General features: G+C 60.4%; 21 protein-coding genes. 10 read left to right on the top strand and 11 right to left on the bottom strand.

Going from position 1 to position 25,054, the window contains the following annotated elements; translation table 11 throughout:
• Positions 1-5 precede the first annotated feature (5 nt).
• Positions 6-683: a DUF2987 domain-containing protein gene (locus AB5Y91_RS09075; protein WP_368169601.1), complete on the top strand. Its 678-nt coding sequence runs from the start codon at positions 6-8 to the stop codon at positions 681-683.
• Between the two features lie 72 nt (positions 684-755).
• Here AB5Y91_RS09075 and ttcA read toward each other — a convergent pair whose 3' ends face one another.
• The 11 genes from ttcA to ccoN form a co-directional block, all read right to left on the bottom strand.
• The gene (ttcA, locus tag AB5Y91_RS09080; RefSeq protein ID WP_025327018.1) at positions 756-1,664 is read right to left on the bottom strand and encodes a tRNA 2-thiocytidine(32) synthetase TtcA; all 909 of its coding nucleotides are present in this window, start codon (positions 1,662-1,664) and stop codon (positions 756-758) included.
• 67 nt (positions 1,665-1,731) lie between these two features.
• Entirely contained in the window at positions 1,732-2,679 is a 948-nt protein-coding gene (gene uspE / locus AB5Y91_RS09085) for a universal stress protein UspE (protein WP_168235130.1), read from the bottom strand.
• Positions 2,680-2,815: 136 nt separating this feature from the next.
• Positions 2,816-3,571, bottom strand: coding sequence for an FNR family transcription factor (locus AB5Y91_RS09090; protein WP_025327016.1), 756 nt, complete (start codon positions 3,569-3,571; stop codon positions 2,816-2,818).
• A 68-nt stretch (positions 3,572-3,639) separates the two neighbouring features.
• A complete protein-coding gene (locus AB5Y91_RS09095) occupies positions 3,640-4,326 on the bottom strand; it encodes a sulfite exporter TauE/SafE family protein (protein WP_368169602.1) in 687 nt (228 codons plus the stop codon).
• Complete coding sequence (gene ccoS, locus AB5Y91_RS09100; RefSeq protein WP_106886747.1) at positions 4,310-4,498, bottom strand: cbb3-type cytochrome oxidase assembly protein CcoS; 189 nt, start codon at positions 4,496-4,498, stop codon at positions 4,310-4,312. The genes AB5Y91_RS09095 and ccoS overlap by 17 nt, the downstream gene beginning before the upstream one ends.
• A 135-nt stretch (positions 4,499-4,633) precedes the next feature.
• Positions 4,634-7,015, bottom strand: coding sequence for a heavy metal translocating P-type ATPase (locus tag AB5Y91_RS09105; RefSeq protein WP_368169603.1), 2,382 nt, complete (start codon positions 7,013-7,015; stop codon positions 4,634-4,636).
• Between the two features lie 89 nt (positions 7,016-7,104).
• On the bottom strand, positions 7,105-7,593 hold the full coding sequence (locus AB5Y91_RS09110; protein WP_005329637.1) for a FixH family protein: 489 nt from the start codon (positions 7,591-7,593) through the stop codon (positions 7,105-7,107).
• Positions 7,594-7,718: 125 nt separating this feature from the next.
• Entirely contained in the window at positions 7,719-8,696 is a 978-nt protein-coding gene (gene ccoP, locus AB5Y91_RS09115) for a cytochrome-c oxidase, cbb3-type subunit III (RefSeq protein ID WP_042648242.1), read from the bottom strand.
• Complete coding sequence (locus AB5Y91_RS09120) at positions 8,696-8,875, bottom strand: CcoQ/FixQ family Cbb3-type cytochrome c oxidase assembly chaperone (protein ID WP_005329633.1); 180 nt, start codon at positions 8,873-8,875, stop codon at positions 8,696-8,698. The genes ccoP and AB5Y91_RS09120 overlap by 1 nt, the downstream gene beginning before the upstream one ends.
• Before the next feature lie 11 nt (positions 8,876-8,886).
• Positions 8,887-9,501, bottom strand: a complete 615-nt coding sequence (ccoO, locus tag AB5Y91_RS09125; protein ID WP_106886750.1) for a cytochrome-c oxidase, cbb3-type subunit II — start codon at positions 9,499-9,501, stop codon at positions 8,887-8,889.
• Positions 9,502-9,519: 18 nt separating this feature from the next.
• Positions 9,520-10,944: a cytochrome-c oxidase, cbb3-type subunit I gene (ccoN, locus tag AB5Y91_RS09130; RefSeq protein ID WP_111910628.1), complete on the bottom strand. Its 1,425-nt coding sequence runs from the start codon at positions 10,942-10,944 to the stop codon at positions 9,520-9,522.
• Between the two features lie 281 nt (positions 10,945-11,225).
• Between ccoN and AB5Y91_RS09135 the strand changes: the two genes are divergently transcribed.
• From AB5Y91_RS09135 to AB5Y91_RS09175, 9 genes are all read left to right on the top strand, one after another.
• A complete protein-coding gene (locus AB5Y91_RS09135) occupies positions 11,226-11,684 on the top strand; it encodes a hypothetical protein (RefSeq protein ID WP_368169604.1) in 459 nt (152 codons plus the stop codon).
• A 110-nt stretch (positions 11,685-11,794) separates the two neighbouring features.
• Positions 11,795-12,253, top strand: coding sequence for a GAF domain-containing protein (locus AB5Y91_RS09140; RefSeq protein ID WP_005329612.1), 459 nt, complete (start codon positions 11,795-11,797; stop codon positions 12,251-12,253).
• 101 nt (positions 12,254-12,354) lie between these two features.
• On the top strand, positions 12,355-12,993 hold the full coding sequence (proQ, locus tag AB5Y91_RS09145) for an RNA chaperone ProQ (protein WP_106886753.1): 639 nt from the start codon (positions 12,355-12,357) through the stop codon (positions 12,991-12,993).
• A gap of 8 nt (positions 12,994-13,001) precedes the next feature.
• A complete protein-coding gene (prc, locus tag AB5Y91_RS09150) occupies positions 13,002-15,014 on the top strand; it encodes a carboxy terminal-processing peptidase (RefSeq protein WP_106886754.1) in 2,013 nt (670 codons plus the stop codon).
• 139 nt (positions 15,015-15,153) lie between these two features.
• Positions 15,154-17,778, top strand: a complete 2,625-nt coding sequence (gene pepN, locus AB5Y91_RS09155; RefSeq protein ID WP_368169605.1) for an aminopeptidase N — start codon at positions 15,154-15,156, stop codon at positions 17,776-17,778.
• A gap of 63 nt (positions 17,779-17,841) precedes the next feature.
• Positions 17,842-18,063, top strand: a complete 222-nt coding sequence (locus AB5Y91_RS09160; protein ID WP_106886756.1) for a DUF2835 family protein — start codon at positions 17,842-17,844, stop codon at positions 18,061-18,063.
• Between the two features lie 447 nt (positions 18,064-18,510).
• Positions 18,511-23,352, top strand: coding sequence for an NAD-glutamate dehydrogenase (locus AB5Y91_RS09165; RefSeq protein ID WP_368169606.1), 4,842 nt, complete (start codon positions 18,511-18,513; stop codon positions 23,350-23,352).
• 46 nt (positions 23,353-23,398) lie between these two features.
• Positions 23,399-24,409: a quinone-dependent dihydroorotate dehydrogenase gene (gene pyrD / locus AB5Y91_RS09170; RefSeq protein WP_111910624.1), complete on the top strand. Its 1,011-nt coding sequence runs from the start codon at positions 23,399-23,401 to the stop codon at positions 24,407-24,409.
• Positions 24,410-24,494: 85 nt separating this feature from the next.
• The gene (locus tag AB5Y91_RS09175) at positions 24,495-25,031 is read left to right on the top strand and encodes a cell division protein ZapC (protein ID WP_106886759.1); all 537 of its coding nucleotides are present in this window, start codon (positions 24,495-24,497) and stop codon (positions 25,029-25,031) included.
• The last annotated feature ends 23 nt before the right edge of the window (positions 25,032-25,054 follow it).

Genomic DNA, 25,054 nt, shown 5'->3' on the forward strand with positions numbered 1-25,054 from the left:
GGCATATGAAGCTGGTTCGACATGGCATGGCGGCAAGTCTGCTGATAGTGCCGGTGCTGTGCGCGGCTGCGCCCTCGCTGGATCTGCAATACAGCACCTTCTACAGCCAGATGAAGACCTTTGCCAAGGGCGAGTTTGGTGATGCCAGGCTGGGGTTTTATCTGACCGATCCGCAAAGTGGCCAGCGCTGCGGGCTCTCCTCGGCCCGGGTTTCGACCCTGGACAGGGACGTTGCCGCCGAGGTGACCATAGACAGCGAGCTGCGCCTGCCCTATGACGACGATCTCAATCTCGACAAGGCAACCGTGGTGGTGGAGCTGACCGAACCACACGCCGCCTGCGACATGTCGGTGCAGGTGATGGCCGATGCGCCCCCTGCATCGGATGGTCAGGGGTTCAGGGTGAGCGAGGTGGTGGCACGCCAGCAGGAGATGCAGTCGCTGCTGGACAAGCTGGCCGGCATGGTCGGCAAGCACTTCCTGCCGGACATGGCGGGGATACGGGTGACCCTGGTGCAGCCGAGCGGCACAGCCTACCTCATCGACGGTGCCCGTCAGCAGCCTCTCCCCTGGCTGGATGGCCAGCTGCTGCTTCGCAACGAACAGCTCGCAGACTTCGCGGCGGGCAAGTTGCAGCTTGAGGGAGATATACTGCGACTGACTCCCTGGTTGCACAAGGGCTGAAGACGCCTCGAGCCAGACAGATAAAGAAAAGGAGCGCATGGCGCTCCTTTTTCGTGGTTGTTGGCAGGGCGCTCAGCGCACCTCTATCACATCCAGCACGTCCATCTCATCGATGTTGAGCAGGGGCGCGGTCGGCAGCTCGGGGGGATCGAATGCCTTGTCGCCGCCGTCGATGATGCCGGAGTCGCGGTTGATGCTCTTGAAGTCAAACAGCTTGTGATCCAGCAGGTGGCTCGGGATCACGTCCTGAATGGCGGTAAACATGGTCTCTATCCGGCCCGGGAAGCGGCGATCCCAGTCCTGCATCATCTGCTTGATGGCCTTGCGCTGCAGGTTCTCCTGCGAGCCGCAGAGGTTGCACGGGATGATGGGGAAGGCCTTGACCTCCGCATAGCGCACCAGATCCTTCTCCTTGCAGTAGGCCAGGGGACGGATCACCACGTTCTTGCCATCGTCGCTCACCAGCTTGGGGGGCATGGACTTGAGCTTGCCGCCGTAGAACATGTTGAGGAACAGGGTCTCGAGGATGTCATCCCTGTGGTGGCCGAGGGCAATCTTGGTGCAGCCCAGCTCCTGGGCGGTGCGGTAGAGAATGCCGCGGCGCAGGCGGGAGCAGAGGGCGCAGGTGGTCTTGCCTTCCGGTACCTTGTCCTTGACGATGGAGTAGGTGTCTTCCTCGACTATCTTGAAGTCGACGCCGAGGGCGGCCAGGTATTCCGGCAGCACGTGCTCGGGGAAGCCGGGTTGCTTCTGATCCAGGTTGACGGCCACGAGATCGAAATGGATGGGGGCGCTGGCCTTCAGGCTCATCAGGATGTCGAGCATGGCGAAGCTGTCTTTGCCGCCAGACAGGCACACCATGATCTTGTCACCCTCTTCAATCATGTTGAAGTCGGCGATGGCCTGACCCACGTTGCGCCGCAGGCGTTTCTGCAGCTTGTTGAAACTGTATTTCTCTTTGGCGTTAAGCTCTTCTAGCATGGCCTCAAACCCGGGACAAAAATAAGCGGCTTATTATAGCCATGTCCCGGGGGAGGGCAAGAAACGCTTATGCAGGATGACGCTTGTCATCCACGGGGCAGCTGTAATCATCGGGTTTGAGGATCAGGATGTCGCAGTTGAGCCTGTCCACCACATGTTCAGCCGTGTTGCCAAGCAGGGCGGCGGAGAGACCGGTGCGACCGACGCACCCCATGATCATCAAAGTGGACTTGAGTTCGTCCGCCATGTCAGGCAGCACCTCCTCCGGCAATCCTTCCGCCACCTTGGTCCACATGTGATTGATGCCGAATTGATCGGCATGCTCTCGCAGCAGATCCTCGTGATGCTTGCGGATGGCGTCGTTGTAGGCGTTGGGGTCGAACTCGGGCAGCTCGATGGCCACATTCACCGGCGTGCCGGGGTAGGTGTTGACCAGATAGAGGTTGGAGCCGAGCAGATCGGCGATGGCGACGCCCTCGCGGGTGATGCGCTCATTGAGGACTTTTTGCTCCAGATCGTCGCTCGAGCAGTTGATGGCGGCAATGATGTTGCCGCCCCGCTGCCAGTGACCCTCCTTGACCAGCAGGACGGGGCAGGGGCACTTGCGCAGCAGGTGCCAGTCGGTCGGGGTGAAGATGAAGGTTTGCAGGAAGGAGTGCTTGTGGGTCGCCTTGACCACCAGATCGTGGCGATGCTCCAGCACTTCCTGGATGACGCACTCAAAGGGGCGATTGTGCCACAGCACCTTGATCTCGCACTCCAGCCCCCTGGCACGATAGGGTTGCAGTATTTCGTCCAGCCACTCCCGGCGCTGGGCAATGACGCCGTGGCGCATCTCTTCCCGCTCATCCACGGACAGCATGGCGGTCATCTCGTACGAGAAGTCGTAAATCGTCAGGAGCAGGGTCAGCTGGGCGCCCTCGTCCAGCTCGGCGACCTTGACCGCGCGTTCGAGCGCGATCTGGCGCTCCTCTTCCGGGTTGATCACCACCAGAATGTTTCGGTACTTGACCATGTTCTCCTCCTTGGCAAAAACGCCAATGATGGCAACTCTTTAGCCATTACAGCTTAGTCCAAGGGGGGAGACGGGAAGGTGTGCCGGATCAAATTTCAGGGTGAACCGATCCGGCAACAGAGGGGAAAGGGGGTGATCAGCCGCAGGCAGGGCGAGTGGCACCGGCCATGACGCCGAGGGCCACGTGATCCAGCACTGTAATGTATTTTCCCTTGACGCTGATGAGGCCGGACTTCTGGAAACGACCGAGCAGACGGCTGATGGTCTCGACGGTGAGGCCGAGGTAGTTGCCGATGTCACCCCGGGTCATGGAGAGACGGAACTCCTTGGCGGAGAAGCCGCGCTCGGAGAAGCGTACCGAGAGGTTGTGCAGGAAGGCGGCGAGGCGCTCTTCCGCATTCTTCTTGGAGAGCAGCAGTATCATCTCCTGATCTCCCATGATCTCGTTGCTCATCAGGCGCATGATCTGCTGGCGCAGCTTGGGCATCTTGCCGGAGAGATCGTCGAGCACATCGAACGGGATCTCGCACACCATGGCGGTTTCCAGCGCCTGGGCGAAGGAGGGGTGTGCCTGCTTGTGGATGGCATCGAAACCGACCAGATCCCCCGCGAGGTGGAAGGCGGTGATCTGCTCGTCACCCTGTTCGGTGATGGTGTATGACTTGATGGTCCCGGAGCGGATGGCGTAGAGCGACTTCAGTTCATCGCCGGCCTTGAACAATTCCTCACCCTTCTGGATCGGCTTTTTGCGCTCGATGATGCTGTCCAGCTGATCGAGCTCACTGTCGTTCAGGGTGAAGGGAATGCAGAGCTGACTGATGCTGCAATCCTGGCAATGAATTGCACAGCCACCGCTCTGAATACGTCTGCCAGGTTTCTTGTCCGGGATCATAGGCTCATATGAATAATTGATTTATATCAAACAAGTTTACCACCAACTCATCCGTTTTGGATAGGGTTTCAAAAGGATGCCAGCCCGATCCAGAGGGTATGCAGGCCATAGGCAATGAGCAGCAGGGCACCGCCGAGGCGCAGGCTGCGCAGGGTCAACCAGTAGCGCAATCTGTCTGCCAGCCCCCCCAGGGCGAACAGTGTCGGCAGGGTGCCCAGACCAAAGCTCAGCATGATGAGCGCTCCGCCACTTGCGGAGCCTGCCGCCGCGCTCCAGGTCAGCATGGAGTAGACCAGCCCGCAGGGCAGCCAGCCCCACACCATGCCAAAGGGAAGCGCCTGCCAAGCCGAGGTGAAGGGGATGAACTTGCCGGCCAGCGGCTTGATAAAGGGCCAAAGTCTTGCGCCTAGCCGCTCCAGCACCAGCACTCCCTGCCACCAGCCCGCCAGATAGAGGCCCAAGGCTATCATCAGCAGGGCCGCAACGAGGCGCAAGCCGGCGATGGCGTGCTTGCCGGCCCCGAGCTCGCTGGTGGTGGCCAGCAGCCCGCCCACCAGGGCGCCGGCCAGCACATAGCTCAGGATCCGCCCCAGGTTGTAGTTGAGCAGGTAACCGAGTCGCCCCCAGAAGTGCTGTTTCCCGGCGGGGATGGCCATGGAGAGGGCGGCGGAGACGCCACCGCACATGGCGATGCAGTGGCCTGAGCCTGCCAGTCCTACCAGCAGGGCGCCCATCAGATCAAGGCTGTTTGTCATCGCTCGGCTGATCCTTGCCCTTGGTGACGGGTTGCTCCTCGTCAAACAGTATGTTGGAGCCCTGGCGGTCGAGATCCTCGAACTGCTCCGAGCGAATGGCCCAGAAGAAGACGGCTCCCGCGATGATGACGAACAGGATGGCGATGGGGATCAGGACAAAAATGATGTTCATGGGAGCTACCTTGCATTCATCCGTGGCAATCGACCCCTATGGTAACCCTGTTCGGGCAGGGGGCCAGCCGCTATCAGCGAGAAATGTGGCCTGCATCGGAGGCAGGCCACATTTTCAGCTTATTTCCCAGCCTGCTCATCGATTGAGGCGCATGGAGTTGGTGACGACTATGAGTGAGCTCAGGGACATACCCGCCGCCGCCAGATAGGGGGGCAGCCAGCCGCTGGCCGCGAGTGGCAACACCAGCAGGTTGTAACCGATGGACCAGGCGAAGTTCTCCTGGATGATCCTGCGGGTGCGCAGCGCCAGGGCGCGGGCAGTCAGCAGGCGGGAGAGATCGTCGGCCAGCAGAATGGCGTCGGCGCTGTTTTTCGCCAGATCCGTGCCGCCTGCCATGGCGAAGGAGGCATGGGCACCGGCCAGCACGGGGGCGTCGTTGATGCCATCCCCAACCATGATGCTGATGTCTCCCGCTGCTTCCCGGGCCTTGAGGTAGGCCAGCTTGCCATCGGGGGTGACCCCTTTCACCAGCTCATCGACCCCGAGTTCACGGGCTACGGCGTCGGCCTGAGGGGAGCTGTCGCCGGTGAGGATGGTGGTCTGCAGCCCGGCCGCCTTGAAGGCCTGGATCAGGGCACCGGCATCCGCCCGCACCGTATCGGCCAGGGTGAAGCGGGCCAGCGGCCCTGTCTCGTCAGCCAGATAGATGGCCAGCCCCTGGGTCGCCTCTTGCTCGTCAGCCAGCGCTAGCCAGCGGGCGCTGCCGATGCGGTAATGCTTGCCTGCGATCCTGCCCTGGATGCCGTGGCCGATGACGGGGGTCACCTCGCTTGCCGGCAGCACGGCATCCTCTGCCCCCTGGCTGCGAAACGCGCGGGCAATGGGGTGTTCGGAGTAGGCTTCCAGCGCGCGGGCGATTGCCAGGCACTCGTCTTCGCCAAGCTCTGCCAGGGGCTGGACGCCCACCAGGCTGATGTTGCCCGTGGTCAGGGTGCCTGTCTTGTCCATCACTATGCGGTTGGCCCGGGTCAGCACGTCCAGCACGTGGCCGCGGCGCAGCAGTATGCCGCTGCGGGTCAGGTGGGCGGTGGCCGAGGTGAGCGCCGTCGGGGTCGCCAGCGACAGGGCGCAGGGGCAGGTGGCCACCAGCACCGACAGGGTGACCCAGAAGGCCCGCTCCGGGTCATGGAAGTGCCAGAAGGTCCAGACCCCGGCGGCGATAAGCAGCAGTACCAGGATGAAATGGCGGGAGAGCACATCCGCCAGCTGGGCGATGGCGGGTTTGTCATCCAGCGCATGATCCTGCAACCGCATGATCTGGGCGAGGCGCGACTCTTCGATGGGGTGGCTGACCCGGATCTCCAGCGGCGCATCCGTGTTGATGGTGCCGGCGAAGACGGGATCCCCCGCCTGCTTGAGCAGGGGCAGTTGCTCGCCGGTCAGCATGGCTTCGTTGAGACTGGCCTGCCCCAGGGTGATGATGCCGTCTGCCGGCAGGGTGGCGCCGGCCAGCACCCGGACCCTGTCCCCCACCCGCAGCGTCTTGGCGGCCACCTCGTGTTCGCCATCTGCATCGATGCGGGTGGCCATGATGGGCACCAGGCGCGCCAGGTTGGAGCTTGACTCGGATGCTTTGCGCCTCGCCCTCAGCTCGAGCAGGCGCCCCAGCAGCAGGAAGAAGACGAACATGGTGATGGAGTCGTAATAGACCTCACCCGTGTTGAAGACGGTGGCCCAGATGGAGGCGACGAAGGCGCCGATGAGGGCCAGCGACACAGAGACATCCATGGAGAGGTGCCCCTGTCTCAGGCTGCGCCAGGCGCCTGCGTAAAACGGCTGGGCCGAGTAGATCATGATGGGGGTGGAGAGCAGCAGGCTTATCCACTTGAAGTAGATCATGAACTCCTCTTCCACGCTGATGAAGAGATCCATGTAGAGCGCCACGGCGCACATCATCACCTGCATGGAGCCGAGACCGGCCAGCGCCATGCGAAACATGTAGCTGCGCACCTCGCGGGCGTAGAGGGCTTCCTGGCTGTGGGTCTGGAAGGGGTAGGCGCGGTAGCCTATCTTGGCGAATCCCTTGAGGATGTCGCTTAACGAGAGCCTGTCCGGATCCCACTTGATGCGGGCGCGGTGGGTGGTGGTGTTGACGTTGACATAGTGCAGGCCTGGCAACCCCATTAGGTGGCGCTCGATGAGCCAGGCGCAGGCGGCGCAGGTCAGCCCTTCCACGCTGAGCTGGCTCTCCCGCAGCGTGCCCGTTTCGGTGACAAACTCCTGCTGCACTTCGGCCAGATCGTAGTGGGTGAGGGCCGCCAGCTCGCTCGGCACCAATTCCCCCTTGATGCCGGGGGCGGTGCGGTGCTCGTAGTAACTGGCAAGGCCGCATTCGAGAATGGTCTGTGCCACGGCCTGGCAACCAGGGCAGCACATGGGTTGCACTATCCCCTTGATCTCCAGGGTAAAGTCACTGCCAGTGGAAACCGGTTCACCACAGTGAAAACAGCCGGTCATGGTCATTATCCCTCTTGGAAGCTGCCCGCGTGGGCGAGAAAAGGGAGGACGCCGTCATGCCTGGATGAACGCTGCCGCTCATCCAGGGTTCAGCGTCCCCTGGGATCGAGTTCCACCGGGGCCTTGGTCGGCAACTGCGCCGTCTCTTGCAGGCGCCACTCGTGGTTGAAGGCATCGACCCGGATGTGCCACTTGCCGGTGAGTGGCTTGTCCAGCATCAGGCGATAGACTCCCTTGCCATCGGCAGTGAGCAGATGATCGCTGTCCAGACCCGCCAGGGTCGGGTGGAACAGGGATAGGTGCAGCGCCTGACCGGCGGGGATCTCACCCGACAGGGGCTTCAGGGTCAGCTCCTTGTCGCTGACCGAGAGCTCGACGCGGATGCCTAGGGCCTCGGCGCGATCGAACTTGCTGAGATCCTGATTAATCTCCTTGCCCTGCTTGTAATAGTCTTCCGCCACCAGGTTGACCCCATCCTTGCTGGCGATGATGGCGGTGGCGATGCTGCCTACCACGGCGGCGCAGGGGAGGGCGATGATGAACCAGGGCCAGAATTGGCGATACCAGGGTTGAGTCATGGTGCTACCGAAACAAATGGTTAACGAAATGGAGGGATTCTAGCCAACACAAGATAACAAAAAGCCTCGAAGAGTCGAGGCTTTTTGCTGCGTAATCACGTGCTTATCACATGTTACTGCTTATTTTACTGCGCCTGGTGGGACAAACTGTAGACATAGGACGCCAGCAGGTGGACCTTGTCTTCTCCCAGGATATCCTTCCAGGCCGGCATCACGCCGTGACGACCATGGGTGATGGTCTGCTCGACCACCTGACGGGAGCCGCCATACAACCAGGTGTTGTTGGTGAGATCCGGCGCGCCGAAGGCGATGCCGCCCTTGGCATCCGGGCCGTGACAGGCGGCGCACATGGCGAAACGCGCCTCACCCTTCTTGGCTTCCACCAGATCCACCTTGCGGCCGGAGAGGCTCAGCACGTAGGAGGCCACTTCCTTGACCCCGTCCTGACCCAGGATCTCGCCCCAGGCGGCCATGATCCCCTGACGACCGCCCATGATGGTGGTCTTGATCTGATCCGGCGCTCCGCCCCACTGCCATTCGCTGTCGGTCAGGTTCGGGAAACCGCGACCACCGCGGGCATCGGAGCCGTGGCACTGGGAGCAGTTCTGCAGGAACAGACGCTGACCCACTTTCAGGGCTTCAGGGTCCTTGGCGATCTCGGTGATCTCCTTGTAGTTCTTGCCGTCGGCCTGATAGGTCAGCTCGCGGAACTTGGCGCCATAGACCTCGTCGGCCTTGGCCAGTTCCCGATCGTACTCCACCGCGCGCCCTTCGTCCTTGGCAGAGGCAGCCGCCGCCTTGGATTCGGCCAGGGAGCGAACGTCCTGGTTGGAGCTCTGCCAGCCCAGTAGACCCTTGAAGTTGCCCAGACCCGGGAAGGCGAGCAGGTAGATGAGACCGGTGACGATGAAGAAGAGGAACATATAGGACCACCACTTCGGCAGGGGATTGTTGATCTCCTCTATGCCGTCGAAGGTGTGCCCCATGGGCTTGCCCTCTTCGGTCCCCATCTTGTCTTTCATGCACCACATCAGCAGCAGGAAGCAGCCGAGTATGGTGCCCAGACTTATGACGGTCACAAAAATGCTAAACAAAGTGCTCATTATTGCTTCGCTCCTGCGTTCTTGTTATCAGCACTGGGTTGCTCGTCATCGGCAAAAACCAGGTTGGCAGCCTCATCGAAGGAGGCCTTGCGGCGCTTGCTGTATGCCCAGACGATGATGCCGATCATGATGATCATCAGCAGCAGGGTGTACAGGCCGCGAAATGTGCCGTAATCCATATCCCGACTCCTTATTTCAGGGCATGACCCAGTGATTGCAGATAGGCCACCAGGGCATCCAGCTCGGTCTTGCCCTTGACTGCCTCGGCCGCACCTTCGATGTCGGCATCGGTATAGGGCACCCCGAAGTGATCCCGGAACAGCGCCAGTTTCTTGCCGGTCAGCTCACCGGTCAGGACATTGGTCTCGAGCCAGGGGAAGGCGGGCATGTTGGACTCGGGCACCACGTCGCGCGGGTTGATGAGGTGGGCGCGATGCCAGTCGTCGGAGTAGCGGCCGCCGACCCGGGCCAGATCCGGACCAGTACGCTTGGAGCCCCACAGGAAGGGGTGCTCCCACACGCTCTCACCGGCGACCGAGTAGTGGCCGTAACGCTCGGTTTCGGCGCGGAACGGGCGGATCATCTGGCTGTGACAGACGGTGCAGCCCTCGCGGATGTAGATGTCGCGTCCTTCCATCTGCAGGGCTGTGTAGGCCTTGAGGCCCTCCACCGGTTCGTTGGTCTGCTTCTGGAAGAACAGCGGCGTGATCTCGACCAGGCCCCCCAGGCTGATGGCAAAGATGATGCCTATCACCAGCATGGGGACGCTCTTTTCAAAAATTTCGTGACGGTTGTTATTGCTCATGCTTTAAACCCCTTCAGATCAGGCTGGCTGTGCGACGGGTTCCAGGGAACCCTTGGGCGCAGTGACGGTGCGGTAGGCGTTGTAGGCCATCAGCAACATGCCGGTGACGAAGAAGCAGCCACCCAGGAAGCGCACGAAGTAGAAGGGATAGGAAGCTTGCAGCGCCTCCACGAAGCTGTAGGTCAGGGTGCCGTCATCGTTGACCGCACGCCACATCAGACCCTGCATCACCCCGGAAATCCACATGGAGACGATGTAGAGCACAGTGCCCACGGTCGCCAGCCAGAAGTGAACGTTGATCAGGCGGATGCTGTACATGCGGCCCTGATCGAACAGGTTAGGGATCAGGTGATACACGGCGCCGATAGAAACCATGGCAACCCATCCCAGGGCACCGGAGTGAACGTGACCTATGGTCCAGTCGGTGTAGTGGGAGAGGGCGTTGACCGTCTTGATCGCCATCATTGGGCCTTCGAAAGTGGACATGCCGTAGAACGACAGGGACACGATCAGGAAGCGCAGTATGGGGTCATAGCGCAGCTTGTGCCAGGCACCGGACAGGGTCATGATGCCGTTGATCATGCCGCCCCAGGAGGGGACGAACAGGATGAGGGACATCACCATGCCAAGGGACTGGGCCCAGTCGGGCAGGGCGGTGTAGTGCAGATGGTGCGGACCGGCCCAGATATAGAGGGAGATCAGCGCCCAGAAGTGCACTATGGAGAGGCGGTAGGAGTATACCGGGCGACCCGCCTGCTTGGGCACGAAGTAGTACATCATGCCCAGGAAGCCGGCGGTGAGCAGGAAGCCGACCGCGTTGTGGCCATACCACCACTGCACCATGGCATCCATGGCACCTGAGTACATGGAGTAGGACTTCATGCCAGAGAGCGGCACTTCCATGTTGTTGACGATGTGCAGCACGGCCACAGTGATGATGAAGGCACCGAAGAACCAGTTTGCCACATAGATGTGGGAGGTGGTGCGCTTGACCAGGGTGCCGAAGAAGACGATGGCATAGCTCACCCAGACCACGGCGATGGCGATGTCAATGGGCCACTCCAGCTCGGCATACTCCTTGGAAGTGGTGTATCCCAGCGGCAGTGTGATGGCGGCGGCGAGTATGATCGCCTGCCAGCCCCAGAACACGAAGGCGGCGAGCGGGCCGCCAAACAGCCTGACCTGGCAGGTACGTTGTACCACGTAGAAGGAGGTGGCCATCAGCGCACTGCAGCCAAATGCAAAGATGACCGCATTGGTGTGCAGGGGACGCAGGCGGCTGTAGGTCAGCCAGGGGGTATCAAAGTTGAGGGCAGGCCAGATTAACTGGGCTGCGATCAGTACACCAACCGACATACCGACAATTCCCCAGACAATCGTCATGACGGTGAACTGGCGCACAACGGTGTAGTTGTACTCAGGGTGGTTTGTTGTATGGCTCATCGTTGTATTCCGCTTCCGATGCTGTTGTTTGTTTTTCGCCCGGTAATCGGGGCCATTTTCACCCCTGATTTGCAAAATCCTCTCGTTAACATCTGTTAATAAAAGGAAAAGCAAAAGGTGGTTAAATGAAAATTCATTGAGAATGATACTGAACTGACCGGTAAAATAACAGTACAAACAGTGATATATTTGGCTCCAGCGGGTCTGGTGCCCGCCAGTTTTTACCTTGCGCAAGATCACGAAAATCGCATTTTTAAAGTACCTTACAGGGCTGTTTTTTCATGAAAGAGAGACTCACTTCACGCAAAATCGTGCACTTGACCATAGTGCTGGCCATTTTGCTCTCCCTGATGGCCTATCGGACCTGGTTTTCGGGCCCGCCGAGCGGTGAGGCGACGGGAACAAATGATCAGATTTGTGATCTGTCCCACAGCAGTTGCTCCCTTCTGGTCGGTGACAAGCCCCTGACGGCCAGCATAGAGGGCTTGCCGATCCGCCCTGAACATGACTTTGTATTGCGCATTCAGGGGGGATCCCCTGCCATCACCCCCACCAAGGCCTGGCTGGAGGGCAAGACCATGTTCATGGGGGTCATCCCGGTGCAACTCGAGGCGAAGGACGGGGGCTGGCAGGGGGCCGCTCAGGTAGGAAGTTGCACCACTGAGGCCATGGAGTGGCTGCTCAATATCGAGTGGAGCAATGGCCAGCGCCAGCAACTGGCGTTGGGGGTTTCCCCCTGACAGGGGCCGTTGTTTATGGCCCAGGAGGGGGGAGAAGTGAAATTTGATTTGAATTTTTCAGGCAGGTCGGTACCTTGCATTCATTATCAAGGAGTGAAGTTCATTTAATCATGATTGAAAAACAAGCATTTTATCGCACCCTCAACCAACAGGCCCAGGCTCTGCTGGAGGGTGAACCCGACCTGATTGCCAACCTGGCGAACCTGTCTGCCCTGCTCAATCAGGAGCTGGCCGACATCAACTGGGTCGGTTTTTATCTGTTGCAAGGGGAGACCCTGGTGCTCGGCCCCTTCCAGGGCAAGCCGGCCTGCGTGCGCATTCCGGTGGGCCGCGGCGTCTGCGGCACTGCGGTGGCCGAGGGCAAGACCCAGCTGGTGGACGACGTACATCAGTTCACGGGTCACATCGCCTGCGACGGCGCCAGCAATTCTGAAATCGTGATTCCGCTGCGTCGCGGTGGTGAGATCATCGGGGTGCTGGACGTGGATAGTCCGATTTTTAACCGTTTCGACCAGGAGGACCGAATTGGCCTCGAAGAAACGGTGCAAATTTTGGAAAGCATGCTCTAAGTCATTGCTAGATGGTTCGCAAAAGGTCCCAAGCTCTCTATAATAGGGCCTTTGTTGTGTTCGGGCATGCCCGTGCGTCTATATGAAAGCCAAGGTTATACATGGAAAACACTGAAAAGCTGAAGAACAGTAAAGAGATCGTTGCCTACCTGGTCGAGAAATTCCCGGCCTGCTTCATCGCTGAAGGAGAGGCCAAGCCACTCAAGATTGGCATCTTCCAGGATCTGGCCGCGCGTCTTGCTGATGACGAGAGAGTCTCCAAGACCATGCTGCGCTCTGCTCTGCGTCAATACACCTCCAGCTGGCGTTACCTGCATGGCCTCAAGGCTGGCCAGGCCCGTGTCGATCTGGATGGCAACCCCGGTGAGCTGCTGACCGAAGAGCACATCGAACATGCCAAACAGGCCCTCAAGGAGAGCAAAGAGCGTGTCTTTGCCAGCCGCCGCACCAACACCAAGGAGAAGGAAGACAAGCCCAAGCAGCCGCGCCGCAACGCGCCGCGCAAGGCCGATGCTCCTCGCTCCGACAAGCCCAAGTCCGCCCCCAAGGCCGCGCCTGTAGCCGATGCTCCCCTGGTCAAGGTGGATGCCGCCACCCTGAAAGTGGATCAAGGCGTGCGCGTCATGCTGGGCAAGTCTCCCCTGCCTGCGACCATCAAGGAAGTGACCAAGGATGACGTACAGGTTCAATTGCAGACCGGCATGATGTTGCGGGTCAAGTTCGAACATCTGGTTCTCTAAGGAGACGAATGTTGAAGCATGGCGTGATTCGTTTTTCCCTCGTTGCCTGTAGCCTGGCGCTTGCCGGGCTCGCGCAGGCCATCGAGCCGGTGCTCAAGGAAAGTGATTTGCCTGTGTTGGCTCAGGAGAGCCAACATGCTACGGCCAGCAAGCGAATTGCCAATCTGTTTACCCGCTCTCACTACAAACAGTTCAAGTTGGACGATGCCTTTTCCTCCGTGATATTTGATAAATATCTGGAGAATCTGGACTACAGCCGCAACCTGTTTCTGGCCTCTGACATCAGCCGTTTTGAAAAGTACCGTACCGGTTTTGACACCGACCTCGAGAGAGGGCGTCTGGCTCCGGCCTACGAGATGTTCAACCTGAGTCAGCAGCGGCGTTACGAGCGGTTCGAATACGCCCTCAAACTGCTCGACACTCCCCTGGATTTCACCCAGCCTGACAATTACATCTTCGATCGGGAAGGGGCTCCCTGGCCCAAAGACGAGGCCGAGCTCAACGAGCTGTGGCGTCAACGGGTCAAGTTCGATGCCCTGAGCCTCAAGCTCAGCGGCAAGGAGTGGCCCGAGATCAAGGAGCTGCTTGGCAAGCGTTACAACAACGCCATCAAGCGGATGTCCCAGACCGAGAGTGAAGATGTGTTCCAGCTCTTCATGAACTCCTTCGCCCGTGCCATCGAGCCCCACACCAGCTACCTCTCGCCGCGCAGCGCCGATCGCTTCAACACCGAGATGAACCTCTCGCTGGAGGGCATAGGTGCCGTGCTGCAGGCGGAAGATGACTTCACCGTCATCCGCTCCCTGGTGCCCGGCGGCCCGGCGGCCAAGTCCAACCACCTCAAACCCGATGACAAGATCACCGGGGTGGGGCAGGACGACGGCAAGATTGTCGATGTGATCGGCTGGCGTCTCGACGACGTGGTCGAACTCATCAAGGGGCCCAAGGGCAGCAAGGTGAAGCTGGAGATCCAGCGCGGCAAAGGCGCGACCGCCAAGACCGAGCTGGTGGAGCTGACCCGCGACAAGGTGCGCCTGGAAGACAGGGCCGCCAAGTCCAAGGTGATCAACGCCGAAGGCAAGAAGATAGGGGTACTCGAGATCCCGAGCTTCTACGTCAATCTCCATGACGACGTCATCAAGGAGCTCTCCAGCCTCAACAAGCAGAAGATAGATGGTCTCATCGTCGACCTGCGCGGCAACGGCGGCGGCGCCCTGACGGAAGCCTCGGCCCTGAGCGGTCTCTTCTTCGCCAGCGGTCCCGTGGTGCAGATCCGGGATCACATGGGTCGTATCACCGTCAATGGTGACGACGACGGCAACGTCTACTACGGCGGCCCCATGTCGGTGATGATCGACCGCTACAGCGCCTCGGCCTCCGAGATCTTCGCCGCCGCCATGCAGGATTACGGCCGCGCCCTGATCCTCGGCGAAAACTCGTTCGGCAAGGGCACTGTGCAGCAGCATCGCAGCCTCGCCAAGGTCTACGACTTCTACGAGCAGCCGCTGGGTCACGTGCAGTACACCATCGCCAAGTTCTACCGGATCGATGGCGGCAGCACCCAGAACAAGGGGGTGGCGCCGGACATCAACTTCCCGACCGCCGTTTCGCCTGACGAGACCGGGGAGAGCCGGGAATTCAACGCGCTGCCCTGGGACAAGATAGCCTCGGCCAGTTACGACAAGCTGGGGGACTTCTCTGGTCTGCTGTCCAAGTTGAAGTCGGCTCACGAGGCGCGGATCGCCAAGGATCCTGAGTTTGCCTACGTGATGCAGGACATCAAGGAGTATCAGGCGGACAAGGACAAGAAGTCGGTCTCCCTGAACGAAGCCGAGCGACTGGCGGATCAGGCCAAGCAGGACGAGAAGGCGCTGGCGCGAGCCAACGAGAGACTGACCCGCCTTGGCAAGCCGACGGTGAAGAGCCTGGATGAACTGCCTGCCGATTTCGAGGCCCCTGACGAGTATCAGATCGAAGCCGCGAACATCACGGCGGATCTGGCGAAACTCAGCAAGGGCTGAGTGTCCTGGGTGACATCCACATGAATACAAGGGCGACTCAGGTCGCCCTCTCTTTTGGCTGAATGCAAACTATTTGACCCTGCGGGACCGTTGTGACAGCCTCTGACACGTTGATAACAACGCGTGGAAGCACACAATAATGACCGATCACTCCCAGGCCATGACGGCCAAGTATCGCCAGGATTACCAGGCGCCTCTCTACTGGATCGACAGCATCGATCTCGATTTTCAGCTGCAGGAGCCCCTGACCCGGGTGACCGCCATCTCCCGGCTGCGCCGCAGCGGCGAGCACAACGAGCCCCTGGTGCTGGATGGGGAAGGATTGGTCTTGCACAGCGTCAGCGTGGACGGTGTCCCCTACACCCGGTTCGAGCAGGGGGAGAGCAGCCTGACCCTGTTCAACCTGCCCGCCGAGTGCGTGCTGACCATAGTCACGGATCTGGATCCCGCCGCCAACACGGCGCTGGAGGGGCTCTACAAGTCCGGCGATGCCTACTGCACCCAGTGTGAAGCGGAAGGGTTCCGCCGCATCACCTATTACCTGGACAGGCCCGACATTCTGGCCCGCTACAGCACCCGGATCACCGCCGACAAGGCCAAATACCCCTATCTGCTCTCCAACGGCAACAAGGTCGACAGCGGAGAGCTCGATGGCGGTCGCCATTTCGTGCAGTGGCAGGATCCCTTCCCCAAGCCGAGCTACCTGTTTGCCCTGGTGGCCGGCGATTTCGATGTGGAGCGCAGCCACTACGACACCAAAAGCGGCCGCAAGGTGGCCCTCGAGATCTTCGTCGACAAGGGCAACCTGGATCGCGCCGGCTTCGCCATGGAGAGCCTCATCAACGCCATGCGCTGGGACGAGCAGCGTTTCGGCCTCGAGTATGACCTCGACATCTACATGATCGTCGCGGTGGACTTCTTCAACATGGGCGCCATGGAGAACAAGGGGCTCAACATCTTCAACTCCAAGTTCGTGCTGGCCAACCCGGCCACCGCCACCGACGGCGACTACCACGGCATAGAGCGGGTCATCGCCCACGAATACTTCCACAACTGGACCGGCAACCGGGTCACCTGCCGCGACTGGTTCCAGCTCAGCCTGAAAGAGGGGCTGACGGTGTTCCGGGATCAGGAGTTCTCCTCGGATCTGGGCTCGCGCGGGGTCAACCGCATCAACAACGTGCGCACAGTGCGCGGCCCGCAGTTTGCCGAAGACGCCGGCCCCATGGCCCACCCCATCCGCCCGGACGTGGTGATCGAGATGAACAACTTCTACACCCTGACCGTCTACGAGAAGGGCTCGGAAGTGATCCGCATGCTACACACCCTGCTGGGTGAGGATAATTTCCAGGCCGGCATGCGCCTCTACTTCGAGCGTCACGACGGCTCGGCCGCCACCTGCGACGATTTCGTGCAGGCGATGGAGGATGCCTCCGGGGTGGATCTCGGCCGTTTCCGCCGCTGGTACAGCCAGTCCGGCACCCCCGAGCTGACCGTCACCGACGACTACGATGCCGCCAGCGGCGTCTATCGCCTCCACGTGCGCCAGCACACCCCGCCGACCCAGGATCAGCCGCAAAAACTGCCGCTGCATATCCCCCTCGACATCGAACTCTATGACGAGCAGGGTGCCGCCATTGCGCTGCAATACCAGGGCAAGGCCATCGGCAACGTGCTCGACGTGCTGGAAGCAGAGCAGACCTTCGTCTTCGATCGGGTGCCGGTCAAGCCGGTTCCCTCCCTGCTGCGGGACTTCTCCGCGCCGGTCAAGCTGCACTATGACTACAGCGACGAGGCGCTGGCCTTCCTGATGCGCTTTGCCCGCAACGAGTTTGCCCGCTGGGATGCGGCCCAGATGCTGATCAACAAGGCGGTCATCGATGGGGTGGCGCGGGTGCAGCAAGGGCAGGGGGTTGAGCTCTCCCCAACCCTGCTGGCCGCCTTCGTCGCCATTCTGGACGATGCCGAGCTAGACTCGGCCCTCAAGGCGGAGATCCTGGCGCTGCCCGGTGAGGCGACCCTGGCCGAGCTGTTCGAGGTGGCCGATATCGATGCCATCCATCGGGTGCGCAACGAGATCCACACCTCGCTGGCCCACGCCTTTGGTGCCCGGCTGGCCAGCACCTATGAGGGTCTGCGGCTGACGGGCTACAGGGTGATCCATGCTGACACCGCCAAGCGCTCCCTCAAGGCCGTGGTGCTCGGTTATCTGGCGGCACTGGATGCGGAGCAGGCCGATGTGCTGGTGCGCGAGCAATACGCCGCGGCCGACAACATGACCGACACCCTGGCGGCGTTGCAGGTGGCAAACAGCCATCTGCTGCCATGCCGCAGCGCGCTGCTGGCGGACTTCGAAGGCAAGTGGGCCCATGACGGCCTGGTGCTGGACAACTGGCTGCGCCTGGTGGGCTGCAAGCCTGACGCCGATGTGCTGGATGAGGTGAAGCAGGCGATGGCCCATCCTACCTTCAGCATCCGCAACCCGAACCGGCTGCGGGCCCTGATCGGCAGCTTTGCCATGAACAACCAGGTGCAGTTCCACGCGGTGGATGGCAGCGGCTATCGTTTCCTGACCGATCTCTTGATCGCGCTCAACGAGGTCAATCCCCAGGTGGCGTCCCGCCTCATCACGCCGCTCATCCAGTTCAAGCGACTGGATGAGGGGCGCAAGACGCTGATCCGGGCAGAGCTGACTCGTCTGGCCAACCTCGAGGGGCTGGCACGGGATCTGTTCGAGAAGGTAAGCAAGGCACTGGCGCAGTAAGCGTGCTGGTCACGGGCAGGGGAGCCAGGCTCTCCTGCCCGTTTTTCATCAAGAGGAGGGGGAATGAGGCAGTACACCTTTCGACTGGCCCTTGGTCGCGACGAGATCATGCTGATGTACCAGGGCCAGGCCAGACGCCTGGTGGTGCGCACCGAGCAGGGGTTGACCATAGAGCTGGGCCTGGAAAAGATCCGCTCCTTTGTCAGCGTCAACGGGGTGCACGGTCACTTTCGGCTGGTGACCCAGGAGGATCACCGCTTTGTTCGTCTGGAGAGGATCTCCTGAGGGCCGCTCACCATCCAAGAGCGCGCCGTTCATCCCGGTGGCCTTTGCCTCGAAAGGGTCGCTTGCCGTAGTCGAACCGCTCGTGTGAGCGTCCTACTAGAGGGGAATTCGCCTGCTTGCGGCGCCAAATGCAGGACGATGAGCGCCCCGATAGCCCAAAACGCATAAATTAACAAAACATGAACATTATTCCGGGTAAATATCTGCTTTAAGTCACTATCCATCCGGTAAATCGGCTGACAACCAGTGCGATTTTCTAAATTTTAGCGACTTGGCAAAATTTATCACAACCCAAGCCGTGATCTGCCCCTTGTTTTTAACATCCCGTTATCACCTTTGCTCGCCTTCCTCGATCCAAGTCATTACACTTCGCAGCAACTCTGTACCGGCGCGCATCCTGGGTGGATGTCGCCGTGTCTGTGATGTCGTCCGATAAGGAAACTAGCAATGGCATTGAAAGACGCCCCTACCTCAGTTCTGCTCGAAAACGTTCTCAGCCTGATCCATCAGAAACTGCCCAAGAACAGCGCCTCCCTGGTCGAATGCTTCGTCGCCAAGTTCTACGGCAACATGGCGAGCACCGACCTGCACGATCGCAATGACAGCGATCTCTACGGGGCGGCGCTCAGCCTGTGGAATGCGCTCAACCAGCGCACTAGCACAGAGCCCTATATCCGGGTCTACAACCCCGAGCTGACCCGCCACGGATGGCAGTCTCCCCATACCATCGTCGAGATCATCCTGCAGGACTCTCCCTTCCTGGTGGACTCCATCCGCATGGCCCTCAAGCGCCGGGGTATCACGGCCCACATGATGCTGCACCAGCCGCTGCACCTGATTCGCGGCAGCGATGGCAAGATAGGCGCCATCCTGGATCTGGACAACACGGCCTCCCAGACCTCGGTCGAGACCGCCTTCCTCATCGAGATCGATCATCTGACGGATGAGGAACAGATGGATGCCCTGACCGCCGAGCTCAACTCGGTGGCGAGGGAAGTGGCCCTGGCGGTGGGGGACTGGCAGCCCATGCTGGGTCGCCTCAACGAGATCATCGAGGAGCTGCCCAAGCGCAAGAACCCGGTCAGCCAGGCAGAGGTCGACTCTTGTGTAGCCTTCCTCAAGTGGGTCGCCGCCCACAACTTCACCCTGATGGGCTATCGCCGTTATGACGTCAAAGCGGTGGAGGGGGATCACGAGATCCTGCCGCTGTCAGAGTCGAGCCTGGGGCTGATGAAGAACTCCATCAAGGACGAGGGGCAGCGCCTTGGCAACATGCCCGCCAGCGCCCGTCACGCGGCCCTGAGCTCTGACTTGCTGATCCTCACCAAGTCCAACTCCAAGTCCCGGGTACACCGCCCGGCCTATGTGGACTACATCGGCATCAAGCGCTTTGACGAACACGGCAAGGTGGTGGGGGAAGATCGCTTCATCGGTCTCTACGCCTCCTCCATCTACAACACCAGCGCCACCCAGATCCCCCTCATCAGCCATCGCCTCGAGCGCATCATGGCCGCCTCCGGTCACGAGAAGGGTTCCCACGCCTACAAGGCGTTGCTGAACGTGCTGGAAACCTATCCCCGCGATGAGCTGATCCAGGCCCGGGAAGAGGAGCTGCTGGCCACAGGTCTTGGCGTGCTGGAGATGCAGGAGCGCGACATGCTGCGCCTGTTCGTGCGCCGGGATGTCTACGGCCGCTTCTTCTCCTGCATGGTCTATGTCACCAAGGAGCGCTACAACACGGCGCTGCGAGTCAAGACCCAACAGATTTTGCAGAAGTATTTTGGCAGCAACGAAGAGGTGGAGTTCAACGTCTACTTCACCGAGGGCGTGCTGGCACGGACCCACTACATAGTGCGGGTCAACAACAACAACGTGGATGTGGATGTGAACGAAGTACAGAACAACCTGATTGAAGCGGCCCGCAGCTGGGACGACCGCCTGGATTCCGTGTTGCTCTCCCATTATGGGGAGGCCCGTGGCAACGAGCTGCGCCGCCGTTTCAGCACCGCCTTCCCCCGCGCCTATAAAGAGGACGTGCTGCCGGGCTCTGCGGTCGCCGACATCATGGCCCTCGATGGCCTGAGTGAAGCCGAGCCGCTGGGCATGCTGTTCTACCGCGCCCAGGAAGAAGAGAACGATCGCCGGGTGCGCCTAAAGCTGTTCCACCGCACCGAGCCCATCCATCTCTCTGACGTGCTGCCCATGCTGGAAAACATGGGACTGCGCGTCATCGGCGAGACCCCGTACCAGGTACGCACCCCGAGCGGCGAGATCTTCTGGATCCTCGACTTCTCCATGCTGCTGCGCGGCACCCAGCCATTCGATCTGGCCCAGAGCCAGCAGCGCTTCCAGCAGGCTTTCGCCGCCATCTGGAACAAGACCCTGGAAGATGACGGCTTCAACCGTCTGGTGCTGGGGGCCGGCCTCACCGGTCGTCAGGTCTCTGTGCTGCGCGCCTATGCGAAATACATGCGCCAGACCGGCGTCTCCTTCAGCCAGTCCTATATCGAGGAGACCCTGACCCGTTACCCCGACATCGCAGAGCTGCTGTTCACCCTGTTCGAACAGCGCCTCAATCCCGTCATCAAGCAGGATGCCAAGGTACAGGTCAAGCTGCACGAGCAGCTCGCCGCCAAGCTGGATCAGGTCGCGAACCTGGACGACGATCGCATCATCCGCCGCTACATGGAGATGATCGACGCCACCCTGCGTACCAACTACTACCAGCCGGATCAGGAGGGTCAAGCCAAGCCCTACATCTCCTTCAAGCTGGCCCCGGCCAGCATCACCGACATGCCGCTGCCGCTGCCCAAATTCGAGATCTTCGTCTACTCGCCGCGGGTGGAAGGGGTGCATCTGCGCTGGGGCAAGGTGGCCCGTGGCGGCCTGCGCTGGTCCGATCGCAAGGAGGACTTCCGTACCGAGGTGCTGGGTCTGGTCAAGGCGCAGCAGGTGAAGAACACCGTCATAGTGCCGGTCGGCGCCAAGGGCGGCTTCTACTGCAAGCAGATGCCGGTGGGGGCGCCCCGCGCCGTCATCCAGGAAGAGGGCAAGGCCTGCTATCGCCTCTTCATTCGCGGCCTGCTCGATGTCACCGACAACATCATCAAGGGGGAGGTGATCCCGCCAAAATCCGTGGTACGCCACGACGAGGATGACTACTACCTGGTCGTGGCCGCCGACAAGGGCACCGCCACCTTCTCCGACATTGCCAACGAGATAAGCCAGGAGTATGGCCACTGGCTCGGGGATGCCTTCGCCTCCGGCGGTTCGGTCGGTTATGACCACAAGAAGATGGGCATCACGGCGCGCGGCGCCTGGGAGTCGGTCAAGCGTCACTTCCGCGAGATCGGCGTCAACTGCCAGACCACCGACTTCACCTGCGTGGGGATAGGTGACATGGCCGGCGATGTGTTCGGCAACGGCATGCTGCTCTCCGAGCACACCCAGCTGGTGGGCGCCTTCAACCACATGCACATCTTCATCGACCCGACTCCCGATGCGGCCAAGAGCTTCGTCGAGCGACAGCGGCTGTTCGAGCTGCCGGGCTCGAGCTGGGATGACTACAACCGGGAGCTCATCTCCGTAGGGGGCGGCATCTTCCTGCGCTCCGCCAAGTCCATCAAGCTGAGCCCGCAAATTCAGACCCTGCTCGGCACCGACAAGGCCAGCATGGCCCCGAACGAGCTGATCAAGGCGCTGCTCTGCCTGAACGTGGATCTGCTCTGGAACGGCGGCATAGGCACCTACGTGAAGAGCGCCCGCGAGAGCGACGCCGACGTGGGGGATCGCAGCAACGACGTGCTGCGGGTCAATGGCCGTGATCTGCGTGCCCGCATCGTGGGCGAGGGTGGCAACCTTGGCTTCACCCAGCTTGGCCGGGTGGAGTACGCCAGCCAGGGCGGTCATATCAACACCGACTTTACCGACAACGTGGGCGGGGTGGATTGCTCCGACAACGAGGTCAACATCAAGATACTGCTGAACCAGTTGGTGGCCGCAGGTGACATGACTCTCAAGCAGCGCAACCAGATGCTGTACGAGATGACCGATGATGTGGCGCAGATCGTCATCACCAACGCCTACCGCCAGTCCCAGTCCATCTCGGTCACCGCCTTCCGCGGCGCCGAACAGCTGAAAGAGCAGCAACGCTTCATCCAGGGGCTGGAGCGTGAAGGCAAGCTGGACCGTGCGCTGGAGTTCCTGCCCTCCGACGAGGAACTCTCCGAGCGGATGGCCGCAGGGCAGGGGCTGACCCGTCCCGAGCTCGCCGTGCTGGTGGCTTACGGCAAGATGGTACTGAAAGAGCAGCTCAACTGCCCGGAAGTGACCGAGGAGCCCTTCCTCGCCAACATGCTGGTCACCAGCTTCCCGGCCCAGTTGCAGCAGCAGTTCGGTGCCGAGCTGGCCCAGCACCCGCTGCGCGGCGAAATCATCGCGACCCGGGTGGCCAACATGCTGGTCAACGACATGGGGCTCAACTTCGCCAGCCGGATGAAGGACGAAACCGGTGCCTCTGTGGCCGAAGTGGCTTGCTGCTTCGCCATGGCCCGTGAGGTATTCGGTCTGGGTACCCTGTGGCGCGACATCGAGGGTTGTGACAACCTGGTGGATGCCAACACCCAGCTCGAGCTGATGTTCTACAGCCGCCGCATAGTGCGTCGTGCCACCCGCTGGTTCCTGCGTGCCCGCAACCGCAGCTGGAGCATAGGGGAGAACATCGCCTTCTTCCGTCCGGCCTTCGAGACCCTGGGGGAGCACCTTTACGAGGTGATGGACGAGAGCGAAGTGGCTGAGCATCAGCAGAAGGTCGCGGAGCTGGTGGCCAAACAGGTGCCGGAAGCCATCGCCCGTCAGGTCGCCCACATGAGCAGCCTGTTCTCCAGCCTGGATCTGGCGCAGATTGCCGCGGAGCACAAGACCGACATAGTGCGCGCCGCCAACGTCTACTACCGCCTCGGCGCCAAGCTGGATCTGCACTGGTTCCTCGAGCAGATCAACCATCAGCCAGTGGGCAACCATTGGCAGGCGATGGCCAGGGCCTCCTTCCGCGAGGATCTGGACTGGCAGCAACGCAGCCTCACCTCAGTGGTACTGGAAGGGTGCAAAGAGCAGGGGGAATGCGCTACCATACTGGCCGACTGGATTTCGGAGCATGAGCAACTCTTGTCCCGTTGGACCCATATGTTGGCCGACTTCAAGACCACGAGTACTCACGAGTTCGCCAAGTTCTCGGTGGCCTTGCGAGAGTTGAACCTGCTCCAGTTGAATTGCCGAACCTCGGCATAACCCCAAAAGCCCCGGCCAGTTGCCGGGGCTTTTTTAAGGAGCAAACATGCTGTACCCCCTCGCCAGGCATTTTCTGTTCAAACTCAATCCGGAACAGGCACACGATCTCTCCATCAAGTATTTGCCCCGCCTTCTCGGTACACCGCTCGATTGTTTCTTCCGTCATTCACTCCCCCAACGCCCCGTCACTGTCATGGGGCTTAATTTTGCCAATCCGGTGGGACTGGCTGCCGGCCTCGATAAAGACGGGGAGTGTATCGACGCATTTGGTGCCATGGGGTTCGGCTTTATTGAAGTAGGCACTGTGACCCCCAAGCCCCAGAGCGGAAATGACAAGCCGCGGTTGTTCCGGGTAATTCCAGCGGAAGGGATCATCAACCGGATGGGATTCAACAACAAGGGTGTCGATCATCTGGTGGCCAAGGTGAAAGAGGCCAAATATCAGGGGGTGATTGGCATCAATATCGGCAAGAACAAGGACACCCCGATAGAGCAGGGCAAGGACGATTATCTGATCTGCATGGACAAGGTTTATGATCATGCCGGTTATATCGCCGTCAATATCTCCTCTCCCAACACCCCGGGACTGCGTTCGCTGCAATATGGCGAGGCGCTCGATGAGTTGCTGGCTGCCCTCAAGGTTCGGCAGCAGGAGCTGGCCGCGCAATATAAGAAGTACGTGCCCCTTGCCGTTAAAATTGCCCCCGACCTCAGCCTGGATGAAATTAATCAGGTTGCCGCCTCTTTGATCAAAAACGGGATCGATGGCGTCATCGCCACCAATACCACCCTGGAGCGTGACATGATTTATGACATGCCCCATGCCGGTGAAGCCGGGGGCCTCAGCGGCCGTCCGCTCCAGCACAAGAGCACAGAGGTGATCCGCCAGCTGGCCAAGGCCCTCAATGGGGCCCTGCCTATCATTGGGGTGGGCGGTATTGACAGCGCCATGGCCGCCCGGGAGAAATTGGCGGCGGGTGCCAGTCTGGTCCAGATTTACAGTGGCTTTATTTATAAGGGCCCGAGTCTGGTCAAAGAGATAGTTACCCATATTTAAAAGATAACCGCTTGCCCTTATTTAAAGTTGCTCAAATTCTCGACATGGAATAAAGTCGAGGGACGGCTTAAGTAAGGGCAACTCCATGTGTATCCAACCCAATGACAATTGGCAGTGGCATTATGATGCTCAGGATGATCGTCTGATGCTGGATTTATCCGATCGCATGATATTCGCCACCGAATATAAGGGGCGACAACTCGTCCCCAGCTCCTTCACGACCCAGCCCTTTTGTGTCGACGATGCCGCCCTCTATTATCAATTGATGGACAAGGCCGCCGAACTCGATTGGAGTGTTCCCCATCAGGTTCAGCTGGTACTCAATGCCATCGCCGTCAGCCGCTTTTATAAACCCCTGATGCCACAAAGCTGGTTCTTTCATGAACAGCAGACTCATTGCTCGCCGGAAATGGGCTCCCTGGTGTCGATGCAGACATCCCATGGCAGGGGAGAGTTCATGGTCATCGAGGCCGGGGAACAGGCGAGCGTCTGCCTGAACCTGACCGAGGAATTGGTGCTGACTGCCAGCAAGATCCTGCCAAGGTTCGCGGTGATCAAGGTGATGAATAACCGGATGCAGACCAGGACCCGTGCCCAGGCACAATATCGACAGGTCAGCTGATGCTGCCTCTGCACGTTATTTTT

Origin of the sequence: Aeromonas sp. R4-3 (assembly GCF_040908275.1) — a bacterium.
Lineage (GTDB): Bacteria > Pseudomonadota > Gammaproteobacteria > Enterobacterales > Aeromonadaceae > Aeromonas > Aeromonas rivipollensis.

Coding starts and splice junctions, on each gene's coding strand:
- AB5Y91_RS09075 (WP_368169601.1), top strand. CDS start 6: ATGAAGCTGGTTCGACATGGCATGGCGGCAAGTCTGCTGATAGTGCCG.
- ttcA (WP_025327018.1), bottom strand. CDS start 1,664: ATGCTAGAAGAGCTTAACGCCAAAGAGAAATACAGTTTCAACAAGCTG.
- uspE (WP_168235130.1), bottom strand. CDS start 2,679: ATGGTCAAGTACCGAAACATTCTGGTGGTGATCAACCCGGAAGAGGAG.
- AB5Y91_RS09090 (WP_025327016.1), bottom strand. CDS start 3,571: ATGATCCCGGACAAGAAACCTGGCAGACGTATTCAGAGCGGTGGCTGT.
- AB5Y91_RS09095 (WP_368169602.1), bottom strand. CDS start 4,326: ATGACAAACAGCCTTGATCTGATGGGCGCCCTGCTGGTAGGACTGGCA.
- ccoS (WP_106886747.1), bottom strand. CDS start 4,498: ATGAACATCATTTTTGTCCTGATCCCCATCGCCATCCTGTTCGTCATC.
- AB5Y91_RS09105 (WP_368169603.1), bottom strand. CDS start 7,015: ATGACCGGCTGTTTTCACTGTGGTGAACCGGTTTCCACTGGCAGTGAC.
- AB5Y91_RS09110 (WP_005329637.1), bottom strand. CDS start 7,593: ATGACTCAACCCTGGTATCGCCAATTCTGGCCCTGGTTCATCATCGCC.
- ccoP (WP_042648242.1), bottom strand. CDS start 8,696: ATGAGCACTTTGTTTAGCATTTTTGTGACCGTCATAAGTCTGGGCACC.
- AB5Y91_RS09120 (WP_005329633.1), bottom strand. CDS start 8,875: ATGGATTACGGCACATTTCGCGGCCTGTACACCCTGCTGCTGATGATC.
- ccoO (WP_106886750.1), bottom strand. CDS start 9,501: ATGAGCAATAACAACCGTCACGAAATTTTTGAAAAGAGCGTCCCCATG.
- ccoN (WP_111910628.1), bottom strand. CDS start 10,944: ATGAGCCATACAACAAACCACCCTGAGTACAACTACACCGTTGTGCGC.
- AB5Y91_RS09135 (WP_368169604.1), top strand. CDS start 11,226: ATGAAAGAGAGACTCACTTCACGCAAAATCGTGCACTTGACCATAGTG.
- AB5Y91_RS09140 (WP_005329612.1), top strand. CDS start 11,795: ATGATTGAAAAACAAGCATTTTATCGCACCCTCAACCAACAGGCCCAG.
- proQ (WP_106886753.1), top strand. CDS start 12,355: ATGGAAAACACTGAAAAGCTGAAGAACAGTAAAGAGATCGTTGCCTAC.
- prc (WP_106886754.1), top strand. CDS start 13,002: ATGTTGAAGCATGGCGTGATTCGTTTTTCCCTCGTTGCCTGTAGCCTG.
- pepN (WP_368169605.1), top strand. CDS start 15,154: ATGACCGATCACTCCCAGGCCATGACGGCCAAGTATCGCCAGGATTAC.
- AB5Y91_RS09160 (WP_106886756.1), top strand. CDS start 17,842: ATGAGGCAGTACACCTTTCGACTGGCCCTTGGTCGCGACGAGATCATG.
- AB5Y91_RS09165 (WP_368169606.1), top strand. CDS start 18,511: ATGGCATTGAAAGACGCCCCTACCTCAGTTCTGCTCGAAAACGTTCTC.
- pyrD (WP_111910624.1), top strand. CDS start 23,399: ATGCTGTACCCCCTCGCCAGGCATTTTCTGTTCAAACTCAATCCGGAA.
- AB5Y91_RS09175 (WP_106886759.1), top strand. CDS start 24,495: ATGTGTATCCAACCCAATGACAATTGGCAGTGGCATTATGATGCTCAG.